The following is a 12,321-nucleotide window of genomic DNA, read 5'->3' on the forward strand; positions in this document are numbered from 1 at the left end:
AGGGGCCGTCGCGGCCGGTCACGGTGATCGCCTCGGCGGGCGTGACCGGATTGCCCAGTTCGTCGCGGATGTCGCGGTACAGGTCCCCGTCGCGCCGCAGCTGCCGGGCCGGGCCGGGCAGGAGGTCCACCTCCCCGACCTCCCCGGCGGCGCTTCCAGTGGTCGCCACGACCCGCATGAGGCCTGTGACGCGCCCCGGTGGCAGGAAGGACCACGCGGTCAGGTGCGTGACGGGCACGCGGCGGCGCAGGTTCACGCCGTCCGGGCGGCGGATCAGGATGTCCACCGGGAGGTCCGTGACGTTGCCCTGGTCGTCCAGTGGGTGCAGGACCAGCGCGGGTGGGCGGCCCTGCGTGACGCGCACGCCGCGCGCCCCGACCTTCAGCGTCAGGGGCGTGATGGGTGCTCCCGGCTGCAGCCGCAGTTCGCCGCCGAGGCGCTGCCCACCGAACTGCACGCTGAAAGGCGTCAGGCCCGCGCGGGCGTAGGGGGCGTTCAGGCTCAGTTGCCCGCCCTGCGTGGCGCGTCCCTCGGTGTGGACGGCGCCCGCCGGTGTGAAGAGCGTCAGGGTGGCCCGGTCGCCCCGGCGGATGCCGGCGCCGGAGAGGAGGACGGTCACGTCCCGCGCGCTGACGCGGGTGCTCAGCGTGGGAGGCTCGCGGCCCGGCGCGGCGCACGCCGTCAGGCACAGCAGCGCCCCGAGACTCATGGCCGCCCGCAGGTTCCGGATGGCTGCCCTCTTCACGGGCGCTCCGGGGCGGGGAGGGTCACGAAGGTCAGGCGGTACTGCCCGCCGCCCGGCAGCGGGAACGTGCCGGGCGGAACGGCGCGGGGCTGCACGGTCGCCAGGTCGGTCAGGGCGGGGGCCGCGACGTCCAGGAGGTCCTCGTGCGGCGGGGGCGTGGCGGGCAGCGTGAACGTCCAGGTCGCGCCGGGCGGCAGTTCCGGTCCGGCGGCGGCGTACACCCAGCTCACGCCGCGCGCGTCGAACAAGGTCAGCAGCGCCACGGGCGTGGCGACCGCGCGGCTGGACGCGTTGCGGGCCTGGACCTCCACCCGTCCGGCGCGGACGCGGCTGCGACTGACCAGCGGCCGCTCAAGGTGGCGTCCGGTGACGACCGCGCGGGCACTGACCTCCACGCTCAGGGCTGCCCTGGCGCGCGGATCGTCGAGGTTCACGGTGTCCGGCAGGGGCAGCCGGACGCGCAGGGGGCTGCGTTCCCCGCTGCGGAGCTTGTGCTGCGCGAGCAGTCCGGCGTTCTCCTCGGCGACGCGTTCACCGTTCACGCGCAGGATGACCGTGACGGTCAGGTCGGCGGGGCGCGCGTCGGCGCACAGGACCTCGGTGAGGTACCACACGTGGCCCCGCGCGTCCCTCGTCAGGCGGCCCGGCAGCACCTTCAGCACTGGGCGGTCGAGGACGTCGGCGGGCGCGGTGACGTTCGTGGTGATGCGGCGCGGCGCGCGGTAGAAGGTCACGTCCGGCTGCGGACTGAGGACCGGGGGGCGCAGTGTCAGGGCGCTCCCGCCGGCCTCGCTGACCTGCCAGCCACCGCGCCAGAGGGTCAGGTCGAGGCGGCGCGTGGCGAGGCGAACGCCGAGCGGAGTCCACCAGTGTTCGTTCACCTGGGCGACCGCCTGGCCCGGCCCGGTGCGGGTGATCCTCACCTGCGCCCGGTCGAGGCGGCTGTACGCGCCGCGCAGTCCGCCGGACGTCGCCAGGGGCAGCGTCGCGAGGTGCCGCTGCGCCGCCCACGCGGGCCGGTACGCCTGTGCGAGCAGCAGCAGTAGACCCGCGCCGAGCAGCAGCAGCGGCACGCGGATCAGGTCCGCGCTGCGGACCACCGCGCCCGGCAGGTGCGGGTCGGTCCGCCACGCCTGGGCGCCCAGCGGCAGCAGCAGCAGACTGCCGGCCAGGGCCAGCAGCGGCAGCGTGCCCCACAGCGCGCCGAGAGGAATCGGCAGCGCGGGGCGTGCCAGGCGGGCCGGGACGGGCGGGATGTCCTCGCGTTCCCAGACGTTCACGCCGTTCTCCAGGGTGCCGATGTTGTGCCAGCCGTGCGCGTACAGCAGCGGGTCCATGACGTCACTGCGGGCGTACACGAACTTCAGGTAGCTGCGTTCCGGGTGCGTGAGCAGTTCCGCCAGTCGCCCCTGACCGGGCACGTCCAGGCGTTCCGGGAGGGCGCCGGCCGCGCCGGGCGGCGCGAACGGCTGCGGCAGGTCCGGCGGGACGTGCCACAGGCCCGCCGGGGTCGCCGCGCGCGTCTGGGCGCTGAGCAGGCCCAGCTGCGTGCCGAACCCCACCGTGAGGTACCGGTAACGCCAGTGTTCGTCCTTCTCGATGAAGTTCAGCAGCGGCGTCAGGTTCAGCGGTGGCCCTTCGAGGACCCGCGTGGCGTTCAGGGCGCTCATGCTGACCGTCCCGAGAATCACCAGGGTGGCGCTGATCAGCAGCGGCAGCGGTGGGCGGGGCGTGCGCCGCGCGGCGTCCCAGCCGCTCAGGGCGACCAGCGCCGCCAGGGGCGTGAGCAGCAGCGTGCCCAGCAGGGTCAGGGTCTCGGGCGCGGCGCGCCACGGCACCGGCAGCAGCAGCGAGGTCAGGGCCGCGAGCAGCAGTACCGTTCCGGTCAGCGCGGCGCGGACGCTGTCCGGCGCGGCCGCCCACCGCACCGCCGCGCGCCGCAGAGGCGGGCCGGGCGCGTCGTCCCAGGCGGTGCGGGCGGCGCGCAGCAGCGTGGGCATCACCCACGCGACCGACAGCAGCGGCAGGCCCCACGTGAGCCAGATGCTGCGGCCCTCGCGCAGATCCGGGATGGGCACGCGGGTGGTCGGCCCGACCCACGCGTGGTCCGGTACGGCCAGCAGGATCAGGGCAGCCGGAACGGCGAGGGCCGCCTGCAGCGCTCGTCGCCGGGGCTGACGCGGCGCCGGGAGGGTCAGCGCCAGGGTGCCCAGCAGCAGCAGCGGCGCGGCGCTGTGCGCGGCGGCCGCCGCGACGAGCGGAACGGTCCAGCCGAGCAGGTCACGGGTCCGCGCGCGGCTCACCCAGGCGTGCAGGGTCGGCGCGGCGTTCAGCGCGAGTCCCGCGCCGAGCACGGCGCCCAGCTGACCGAACACGCTGACGCTGAGCGTCAGGGCGCTGCCCAGCAGCGTCAGGAGCGCCGCGACGCCCGCCCCGCGCGGCCCGGCGCCGACGAGCAGCGCGAAGCGGTACGTGCCGTACAGCAGCGTGACGACCGCGAGGAACTGCGCGGCGGCGTACCCGCCGTCCAGGCCCAGCTGCCCGCTCAGCGCGGCGATGAGTTGCGGGAGCAGGGGGGACTCGCCGGTCAGGGGCACGCCGCCGTACCAGCGGTCGTCGAAGGGGTCCAGTGGCGCGCGGGCGTACGCGCTGGCCAGGAACAGCCACTCGGCGGCCTGCGCGGATTTCAGTCCGGCGCGCGTCAGGACGAGCACGCCGTGGTACGCGCCGGTCAGCAGCAGCGCCAGCAGCAGCAGTCGGGAAGGGCGGCGGGTCACGGTCCCCGTCCGGCGCGCCGGGCCAGGTGGGGGCGGCGGGATGGGGGAGACCAGGTCAGGGCACGGGACCGGAGAGGGGTGGTCATGCCAGACGCGGCCGCGCGGGGGTTCACGGGTTTAGCCTACCGTCCGGGGCGCGCCGGGCGGTGTGGGATACGCCCCCGTCGGGGGCGCGTCCACGCAGGTCGAGGTGAGGCAGCGTTCCGGCGCGGGGTGTGCCAGAGTGAACGGGCGTCGCCTCGTTGGACCCGGTTCAGGTGGTGTGTTGAAACTGAGTTTCCGTTCCGGGTGAACCGTTCTTCCGGTGAGTGATGGCAGGGTGCGGATCGTTGCCTCCGGTGGGCTGGCGTGGCGTCTGACAGGAGTTCCCCTTGATCTCTGCGGTGTTCCCTGATCTCTTCGTGAACCTGTGCGTCCTGGTGACGCTGTCGTTCGTGCTGAGCCTCACGTACCGGGACTGGCCGCCCCCGCCGGGGCGCGCCCTGCGCTGGGGGCGCCTGCTGTTCACGGCGGGCATGTCGGCGGCGCTGTTCCTGCTCGCCACGCCGCATGCGGGTGGGCGGGTCAGTCTGACGCTGGTGCCGGTGGTGTTGATGACCCTGCGGCACGGCTGGCGTGGACTGTACGTGGGTGTCCCCGCGACGCTGCTGGCCGGACTGGACGGTGCGTGGGCGTTCGCCAGTGCGGCGCTGTCCCTGCTGTGCGTGACGGCGTGCACGGTCCGGGCGCGGCACCTGCTGGATCTCAGTGACGTGAGCGGTTCCCTGCAGCGGCACGGGTGGGTGGCGCTGGTGCTGTTCCTGCCTGCGAGCCTGCCGCAACCGGGCGGGCTGGAGGACTGGGCGCGGGTGTATCCGCTGGCGGTCCTGATGAACGCCGTGGGGTTCCTGAGTACCGCGACGATGCTCACGTCGCGTGTCGCGTTGATTCAGAGTACGACCCGTTACCGGACTGAGGCGCATCACGACGCGCTGACGGGACTGGCGAACCGGCGGCAGTTCGAACTGGACTTGCCGTTTACGCAGGTGGGGGACGCGCTGCTGCTGTTCGACCTGGATCACTTCAAGCGGGTGAACGACGAGTTCGGGCACCCGGTCGGGGATGAGGTGCTGCGGGTGGTGGCTCAGGCGCTGGCGGCGGAGTTGCGTGGTCGGGACCGGGCGTACCGGTACGGGGGGGAGGAGTTCGCGGTGATTCTGCGCCGCGTGCCGCCTGCGGAGCTGGAGCGGGTGGCGCGGCGTATGGCGCGGGTGGTGTCGTCGCTGGAGCCGGTGGAGGTGGCGGGCGTGAGGGGCCCGCGGGTGACGGTGTCGGTGGGTGGGGCGCCGTTCGGGTTGTGGTCGCGCACGCGGACGCTGTGGGACGCGGATGAGGCGCTGTATCAGGTGAAGAGTGCCGGGCGGGATGGTGTGCGGATCGCGGGTGGGGGGGCGCGGCGGGAGGTGGAGTATCAGGTGTGAGGGTGCCTGGAGTCTGGAGGTGTGGGTATGCTCACCTCATGCGTATCCGATTGCAGATATGAAAGACAATCGGATCTCGCCGTCGCCAGTCTGCATCTGTCCCTGTTGACGTTTCTGCATGACCAGCCTGGGGAGCCGGGCCGTGGAGCTCCCGCTCGCGCCCCACCTGCCTGGGCTGTCGCCGAAGCGGAGCGTTGCCTGTCGTGGCGTGTGTGCTGGTTGATCTGGCTGCTACAGGAACCTTCATCTGACGGCATTGCTGCAGGACTGGTATCTGAACCTGAGCTTTGGCATGAGCCGCGGCGGACTGGGGTTGTCAGGGAGTGGTCGGGTTCCGGAAAGTCGTGGAATACAGCGAGTACAGGGTATGAATCTGTTTCATATCTGCACACAGGATATAAATGAGGATGCGGCTGGCTGTCCCGACCTCTCACCCCCACCGGCCGAACGCCAGCGCCGACGCCACGTCCTCGAAAAAACGGGGGCGCAGAATCGCCAGGAAGGGGTCTCCGATCAGTTCCGAGGGGGACAGGAGGGGGGCACGCACCGCGGGCCTCTCATGACCGCTCCAGGCGCAATCACTCTCGATTGCCTCTCCGTTTCACACTAATTCCAGTTAGTGTGAAACACAGTCACGGTTGACCACCTGTTCACCGCAGCCGAGGTCCCGTCAGTTCGCATCGATCCAGGCCGCCAGCGTCGCCTTCGGCACGGCGCCCACCTGCCGCCCTGCCAGCTTCCCGCCCCTGAACAGCAGCAGGGTGGGAATGCCCTGCACGGCGTGATCGCCCGGCGCGCGCGGATGCTCGTCCACATTCACCTTCACGACCTTCAGCTTCCCGGCGCGTTCACGGGCGAGGTCCTCCAGGATGGGGCCGATCACGCGGCACGGACCGCACCAGGGCGCCCAGAAATCCACGAGGACCGGCACGGCCGCCTGCACGTCCCCCGCGAAGGTGGCGTCGGTGCCGCTGATCAGCCAGGGCAGCGCGGCGCCGCAGCGGGCGCACATGGGCACCTGTCCGGCGGGAACGGTCGCCACGCGGTTCTTCGCGCCGCACGCGGCGCAGGTCAGCACGTCACTCATGCTCCGAGTATGCGCGCCGCCCGGCCCAGGCGCGCTTTACGCAAACTGAACACAGGACCGCTAGGGTGCGCCGCATGAAACGGATGACCCTCCTGCTGGCCGCCGCCCTGTCCATCTCTCCTGCGCTGGCGCAGACTGGTCACTCCGGTCACGCCATGCCCGGCATGACCGCCCCACAGGGCCCGGACCTGAACGCACTGAGCGGCCAGGCGTTCGACCGGGCGTACCTGAGCATGATGATCGCGCACCACCAGGGGGCGCTGGACATGGCCCGCGCCGCGCAGCCGCGCCTGAAGGACAGGCAGGTGAAGGCCTGGGCGGCGGCGGTCGTGAAGGATCAGACGCGCGAGATCACCCTGATGACCGGCTGGCTGAAGGGCCTGGGCAGCGTGGACCCTGCGGCGCGCTCGCACATGCAGGGCATGATGGCGGGCATGGTCGCCCCGTTGAAGTCGGCGGCAGACGCCGACCGGGCGTTCGTGCAGGGCATGCTGCCGCACCACCAGGGGGCGCTGGAGATGGCGGGTGTGGCGCTGGCGCGCAGCGGCGACGCGCGGGTGCTGAAGCTCTCGCGGGACATCGTGCGGGCCCAGGCGGACGAGATGTACGCGTTCCGGCTGTGGCTGCGGCGCTGAGCTACCCTGGGGCGGTATGGCGCGCGTCCTGATCGTGGATGACGACCCGGCGATCCTGGAGATCCTGGGCGCGTACCTGCGGGCCGACGGGCACGACGTGCGCGAGGCCACGACCGGCGTTCAGGCGCGGGCGCTGCTGCCGGAGGTGGACCTCGCGGTGCTGGACTGGATGCTGCCGGGCGTGAGCGGGCTGGACGTGGCGCGCGAGCAGCGCCGCGCGCACCCGGACTTCCCGCTGATCCTGCTCAGCGCGCGCGGCGAGGAGGAGGACCGCCTGCGGGGCCTGGACGTCGGCGCGGACGATTACGTCACCAAGCCGTTCTCGCCGCGTGAGGTCGCCGCGCGCGTGCGGGCGCTGCTGCGGCGCAGTGGCGTGCGGGACGTGGTGGGCGGCGCGGGCCTGAGCGTGAACGCCCGCACGCGGGAGGTGACGCTCGACGGCGCGCCCCTGACCCTGACGCGACTGGAATTCGAGCTGCTGCTGACCCTGGCCGGTCACCCCGGCATGGTCTGGACGCGGGAGCGGTTGCTGGACCGGGTGTGGGGCGCGGACGACCCGGTCGTGGAGCGGGTGGTGGACGTTCACCTGGCGGGCCTGCGGCGCAAGCTGGGTGAGGACGCCGCCCGCCCGCGCTTCATCGAGACGGTGCGCGGCGTCGGGTACCGGTTCCGGGACGGCGCGTGAAGCTGTTCCCCCGGCTGCTGCTGGCGCACCTGCTCGCCGTGCTGGTGGCGCTGGGCGCGCTGCTGCTCGTGGCGGAACTCACGCTGCCGGGCGTGTACCAGCATCACGTGGATCAGATGGTGCGGGCCATGGGCGAGCCGGGCCGGGCGCTGCGGCCGGATCTGGAGGCCGGGATGCGCGGGGCGCTGACGGGCGCGCTGCTGCTGGCCCTGCCGTTCGCGGCGCTCGCGGCGGCGCTGTCGGCGCTGCTCACGTCCCGGCGGGTGGTGCGGTCCGTGGCGCTGCTGGGCCAGGGCAGCCGCGACCTGACGGGCGGGGCGTACGCGCGGCGGCTGCCGGAGGGCGGGCGGGATGAACTGGCGGATCTGGCGCGGAACTTCAACCGGCTGGCGGCGGCCCTGGAGCGGGTCGAGCAGGACCGCGTGACGCTCATCGGCGAGGTCGGGCACGAACTGCGCACGCCGCTGGCGGCCCTGCGCGGGTACAGCGAGGCGCTCAGTGACGGGGTGCTGCCCCCGGCGCAGGTGGCCCCGGCGATCGCGCGTGAGGTGCGCGTGCTCGAGCGGCTGGCGCAGGACCTGAGTCTGGTGTCGCGCGCCGAGGCGGGCCACGTGGACCTGCGCCCCGAGGCGGTGCCCGTGCAGGCGCTGCTGGACGCGGCGCGCGAGCGCTTCGCGGACGTGTACGCCGCGCGCGGGGTGACGCTGCGGGTGGGTGGGTCCGGCGCGTGGGTGCAGGCCGATCCGGAGCGGGCCGGGCAGGTGCTGGCGAACCTGCTGCACAACGCCGCGCGGCACACCCCGCCGGGCGGGACGGTCACACTGGAGGCGGCCCCGGCGGGCGGGGCGGTGGCCCTGACGGTCCGCGACACGGGCGGCGGGATCGCCCCGGCGCACCTGGAACGGATCTTCGAGCGCTTCTACCGCGTGGACGAGGCCCGCACGCGAGGCGAGGCAGGCGGCGTGGGCAGCGGCGTGGGCCTGACGGTCGCGCGGGCGCTGGCGCGGCGCATGGACGGCGACCTGCGGGCCGAGTCCGGCGCGGGCGGCAGCATGTTCACATTCACGCTCCCGGTCGCCCCGGTGGGCGGGGCAAGACCAGACACGCTAGATTGACGGCCATGCGCCCGCTGCCCGACCCGAACCTCCCCGCCCTGCTGAGGGTGCGGCTGGGACGCGGGCGGGCGGCGGCGAACGAGATCGCCCCGAACCTGCACGGGTGGTGGTGCGCGAACCTGGGACGCCCCCTGCGCCTCCTCCGGACGGACTGATTCCCGGCCGCGCCCCTGACGGCGCGACCAGCCTCTTTCCCCTGTCCCGGAGGACACCCCATGACCCTGACCATTCCCGACCACCTGCTCGCCCTCGATGCCCGTGATCCCCTGGCGCACAAGCGCGGGGAGTTCCACCTGCCGCGCGGGGTGGTGTACCTCGACGGCAACAGCCTGGGCGCGCTGCCCCGCCGCGTGCCCGCGCGGCTCGCGCAGGCCGCGCAGACCGAGTGGGGCGATCAGCTCATCCGCTCGTGGACCGCCGGGGCCGACGCCGGGCAGGACTGGATGGCGCTGCCCGACCGCGTGGCGGCCAAGATCGCCCGGCTGATCGGCGCAGCGGCGCACGAGGTCGCGGTGGGCGATTCCACCAGCGTGAACACCTTCAAGGTGCTCGCCGCGGCGCTGGGCGTGGCCGGGCCGGGCCGCCGCGTGATCCTGACCGACGCGGACAACTTCCCCACCGACCTGTACGTCGCGCAGGGCCTGAACGCGCTGCTGGGCGACACGCTGGAACTGCGCCGCGTGCCCGCCGACGACATCGAAGCGCACCTGACCGAGGACGTCGCGGCGCTGCTGCTCACGCAGGTGGACTACCGCACCGGCCGGAAGCTGGACCTGGAGGCGATCACCGCGCAGGCCCGCGCGCAGGGCATCGTGACCGTGTGGGACCTCGCGCACTCCGCCGGGGCGTTCCCAGTCGATCTGAATGGCGCGGGGGCTGACTTCGCGGTGGGCTGCGGGTACAAGTTCCTGAACGGCGGCCCCGGCGCGCCCGCGTTCCTGTACGCCGCCGAACGGCACCACGCCGCGGCCCCGGTGGCGATCAGCGGCTGGATGGGACACGCCGACCCCTTCGAGATGGCCCGCGACTTCACCCCGGCCCCCGGCGCGCGCCGCTTCGTGGCGGGCACGCCGATGGTGCTGAGCCTCAGCGCGCTCGACGAGGCGCTCGACGTGTTCGCCGACGTGGACCTGGACGCGCTGCGCGCCAAGAGCCTGTCCCTGACCGACACGTTCATCGACCTGATGGAGCCGCTGGCCGCCCGCTTCCCGCTGACGCTGGTCACGCCCCGCGACCACGCGCGGCGCGGCTCGCAGGTCAGTTACCGCCACCCGCAGGCGCGTGAGGTCATGGCCGACCTGACCCAGGCGGGCATCGTCGGCGACTACCGCACGCCGGACATCCTGCGGTTCGGGTTCACGCCGCTGTACCACTCGCACGCGGACGTGTGGCAGGCCGCGCGGGGCGTGCAGGCGGTGCTGGAGGCCCGCGCGTGACCGCGCCGCTGCCAGACCGCCCCGGCGCCCCGGACCGCGACGCGCCCGAGCAGGCGTACACCGACTTCACCCGCAGCCTCAGCTACGGCGACTACCTGCAACTCGACGTGCTGAAAAGCGCGCACCGCCCGGTCACGGCCGCGCACGACGAGCACCTGTTCATCGCCGTGCATCACGTCTCGGAGGTCTGGCTGGACCTGATCATCCGCGAATTGCGCGCCGCGATGGACCAGCTCGCGCGCGGCATCACCGACGCGCCGCAGAAGGGCCTGTCGCGCGTCGTGCGTGCCCAGGAGCAGCTCACGAACGCCTGGGAGGTCCTCAAGACCATGACCCCCGCCGACTACCTGCAGTTCCGCGACGCGTTCGGGCAGGCGTCGGGCTTCCAGAGCGCGTCGTACCGCATGGTGGAGTTCCTGCTCGGGAACCGGCACGCGGTGCTGCTGCGCCCGCACGAGCACCGCCCGGACCTGATCGGGCCGCTGCGGGAGGCCATCGAGGCGCCCAGCGTGTACGACCTGACGCTGCGCCTGATGCACGCGCGCGGCCTGATCGTGCCGGACGAGGTGCTGAACCGCGACCTCACGCTGCCGCCCGTGCTGAACGAGACGGTGCTGGAACACTGGCTGACCGTCTACCGCCACCCCGAGACGTACTGGGACCTGTACGAACTCGCCGAGAAGCTGCTGGACGTCGAGGACAACTTCCGCCGCTGGCGCTTCAACCACCTGACGACCGTGGAACGCACCATCGGCTTCAAGCGCGGCTCGGGCGGCACGAGTGGCGCCGGGTATCTGCGCCGCGCGCTGGAGACCGTGCTGTTCCCGGAACTGTGGGAAGTCCGCACCCGCCTGTGAGACGGCCTCCGGTTGAAAGGTTTGCAAAAACGTTCAACCCGAGCAGGAGCGAAACGGGTTCCGGGCGTGGAGTTGGCACCCCGGTGTGGTTCCGGGGTGTGAACGCAACAGACGGAATCCGTATGACGCGAATCCCGGTGAGGGCCTAGCGTGCCGCTGCTGGCCGCGCTGGCCTTTCTGGGCCTGAGCCTGCTGCTGGGCACCACGCTCGCCCGCGCCGCGCTGGACGTCCCGGTGCGGCTGCGCCTCCCGGCGCTGGGGCTGGCGCTGCTGGCGCTGGGCTGGGCGGGACAGGTGGCCGTGACGCTGGGTGCGCTGGGCCTGGGCTGGGCGGACGCTCCCGCGTTCCTGACCGACACGCTCACGGGTCGCGCGGTGCTGACCGGGCTGCTGGGGGGAACGCTGCTGCTCGCGGCGCGGGTGGCGGGCGCGCCTGCCGCGCTGCTGCTGCCGGGCGCGCTGCTGCTCGTGTGGGGCGCGTCCGGTGTCGGGCACGGCGCGGGGCACGCCCTGTGGGTGCGGGGGCTGCACGCCGCGCACCTGACCGCCATGAGCACCTGGGTGGGGGGCGTGCTGGCCCTGACGGTCGCGCAGCCCCTCGCGGCGCGGGCCGCGGCGCGCTTCACGCCACTGGCGACCGCGAGCGTGGCGGTCCTGGCCGTGACGGGCCTGCTGCTGGGTGCGGAGCACCTGCCCACCCTGGCCGAGTGGACCGGCACCCGCTACGGGCAGACGCTGCTGCTCAAGCTCGTACTGGTCGCGCTGGCACTGGGCGCGGCGGCACTGGTCCGGCGGGCGTTCGCCGGACGGGACCGCCGGGTGCGGACGCTGCTGGCGCGCGAGGCGCTGCTGCTGCTGGCCGTGCTGGGCGTCACGGGCGTGCTGAGCACCACCGACCCGCACGAACACCCGCCGCAGGCGACGCTCAGGGTTGCGCCTGACCGTAGTTCAGGCTGAGGTCCAGCGTCTGCCGGGCGTTCAACGTCACGGTCTGTGGGGTGGGGGCGCGCCAGGGCAGGGCGTCCACGCCGGTCACGGTGTACGTGCCGGGTTCCAGCGTGACGCTGCGGCCCGCGGACGTGACGCCCGTCAGCGTCTGATCGAAGCCTGCGCCCTGCACGCGCACGTCCGCGCTGGCCGGTCCAGTCACGAACACGGTCAGGACCGCGCGGGTCGCCTGCCCGGCCGGCTGGTACGTGAAGGTCACCTCACCGCCCCCGGTCACGCCCAGCTGACGCGCGCCGGGCGTGTCCCAGCCGTCCACTGGTTGCGGCGTGAGGGTGTACGTGCCGGGATCGACCGTGAGCGTCTCGCTGCCGCGCACGCTCACGGTGCGGACCGTGCCGCCGTTCTCGACGCGGACGCTGGCCTGCGCGGGACCCTCGACACGCAGGGTGAGGGGCACGCCCTTCAGACCGGCGCAGGCACTCAGGGCGAAGGACAGGGACAGGGCCGCGAGGAGCAGGGGGCGCATGCCCGCAGCGTACCCCACGCCCGCCCCGCGCGGAACGGTGTCCAGAGAGG

12 protein-coding genes (1 of these 12 cut by a window edge) are annotated in these 12,321 nt (G+C 73.3%); 8 read left to right on the plus strand and 4 right to left on the minus strand.

Translation table 11 applies throughout. The annotated features are described in order from the left end of the window. Both EXW95_RS00265 and EXW95_RS00270 read right to left on the minus strand, forming a co-directional pair. Positions 1-745: the 5' portion of a hypothetical protein gene (locus EXW95_RS00265; protein WP_174365829.1), read on the minus strand. It extends 98 nt beyond the left edge of the window; only the first 745 of its 843 coding nucleotides appear in the window; it begins with the start codon at positions 743-745; its stop codon lies beyond the left edge, outside the window. Then, on the minus strand, positions 742-3,522 hold the full coding sequence (locus EXW95_RS00270) for a hypothetical protein (RefSeq protein WP_174365830.1): 2,781 nt from the start codon (positions 3,520-3,522) through the stop codon (positions 742-744). Before EXW95_RS00270 ends, EXW95_RS00265 begins: the two co-directional genes overlap by 4 nt. Before the next feature lie 371 nt (positions 3,523-3,893). Here EXW95_RS00270 and EXW95_RS00275 point away from each other — a divergent pair, with 371 nt between their 5' ends. Further along, a complete protein-coding gene (locus EXW95_RS00275; RefSeq protein ID WP_174365831.1) occupies positions 3,894-4,982 on the plus strand; it encodes a diguanylate cyclase in 1,089 nt (362 codons plus the stop codon). Positions 4,983-5,652: 670 nt separating this feature from the next. Here the strand turns inward: EXW95_RS00275 and trxA are convergent. Continuing rightward, positions 5,653-5,994 (minus strand): thioredoxin, encoded by a 342-nt coding sequence (trxA, locus tag EXW95_RS00280; protein WP_305852123.1) that lies wholly within the window; start codon positions 5,992-5,994, stop codon positions 5,653-5,655. 149 nt (positions 5,995-6,143) lie between these two features. On the opposite strand from trxA, the gene EXW95_RS00285 reads away from it, so the two are divergent. From EXW95_RS00285 to EXW95_RS00315, 7 genes are all read left to right on the plus strand, one after another. Next, positions 6,144-6,704, plus strand: a complete 561-nt coding sequence (locus EXW95_RS00285) for a DUF305 domain-containing protein (RefSeq protein WP_174365833.1) — start codon at positions 6,144-6,146, stop codon at positions 6,702-6,704. Positions 6,705-6,720: 16 nt separating this feature from the next. Beyond that, positions 6,721-7,389, plus strand: coding sequence for a response regulator (locus tag EXW95_RS00290; protein ID WP_174365834.1), 669 nt, complete (start codon positions 6,721-6,723; stop codon positions 7,387-7,389). Then, positions 7,386-8,504 (plus strand): HAMP domain-containing sensor histidine kinase, encoded by a 1,119-nt coding sequence (locus tag EXW95_RS00295; RefSeq protein WP_174365835.1) that lies wholly within the window; start codon positions 7,386-7,388, stop codon positions 8,502-8,504. Before EXW95_RS00290 ends, EXW95_RS00295 begins: the two co-directional genes overlap by 4 nt. A gap of 5 nt (positions 8,505-8,509) precedes the next feature. Beyond that, a complete protein-coding gene (locus EXW95_RS00300; protein ID WP_174365836.1) occupies positions 8,510-8,659 on the plus strand; it encodes a hypothetical protein in 150 nt (49 codons plus the stop codon). A gap of 60 nt (positions 8,660-8,719) precedes the next feature. Continuing rightward, positions 8,720-9,940 (plus strand): kynureninase, encoded by a 1,221-nt coding sequence (kynU, locus tag EXW95_RS00305; protein ID WP_174365837.1) that lies wholly within the window; start codon positions 8,720-8,722, stop codon positions 9,938-9,940. Further along, a complete protein-coding gene (locus EXW95_RS00310; protein ID WP_371809841.1) occupies positions 9,937-10,797 on the plus strand; it encodes a tryptophan 2,3-dioxygenase in 861 nt (286 codons plus the stop codon). The genes kynU and EXW95_RS00310 overlap by 4 nt, the downstream gene beginning before the upstream one ends. Positions 10,798-10,947: 150 nt before the next feature. Next, complete coding sequence (locus EXW95_RS00315) at positions 10,948-11,754, plus strand: CopD family protein (protein ID WP_174365838.1); 807 nt, start codon at positions 10,948-10,950, stop codon at positions 11,752-11,754. Here the strand turns inward: EXW95_RS00315 and EXW95_RS00320 are convergent. Beyond that, the gene (locus EXW95_RS00320) at positions 11,723-12,271 is read right to left on the minus strand and encodes a hypothetical protein (protein WP_174365839.1); all 549 of its coding nucleotides are present in this window, start codon (positions 12,269-12,271) and stop codon (positions 11,723-11,725) included. The genes EXW95_RS00315 and EXW95_RS00320 overlap by 32 nt on opposite strands. Positions 12,272-12,321: the final 50 nt, after the last annotated feature.

The sequence above is a fragment of the Deinococcus sp. JMULE3 genome (genome assembly GCF_013337115.1).
Taxonomy (GTDB): Bacteria; Deinococcota; Deinococci; order Deinococcales; family Deinococcaceae; genus Deinococcus.

Coding starts and splice junctions, on each gene's coding strand:
- EXW95_RS00285 (WP_174365833.1), top strand. CDS start 6,144: ATGAAACGGATGACCCTCCTGCTGGCCGCCGCCCTGTCCATCTCTCCT.
- EXW95_RS00290 (WP_174365834.1), top strand. CDS start 6,721: ATGGCGCGCGTCCTGATCGTGGATGACGACCCGGCGATCCTGGAGATC.
- kynU (WP_174365837.1), top strand. CDS start 8,720: ATGACCCTGACCATTCCCGACCACCTGCTCGCCCTCGATGCCCGTGAT.
- EXW95_RS00320 (WP_174365839.1), bottom strand. CDS start 12,271: ATGCGCCCCCTGCTCCTCGCGGCCCTGTCCCTGTCCTTCGCCCTGAGT.
- EXW95_RS00300 (WP_174365836.1), top strand. CDS start 8,510: ATGCGCCCGCTGCCCGACCCGAACCTCCCCGCCCTGCTGAGGGTGCGG.
- trxA (WP_305852123.1), bottom strand. CDS start 5,994: ATGTGCGCCCGCTGCGGCGCCGCGCTGCCCTGGCTGATCAGCGGCACC.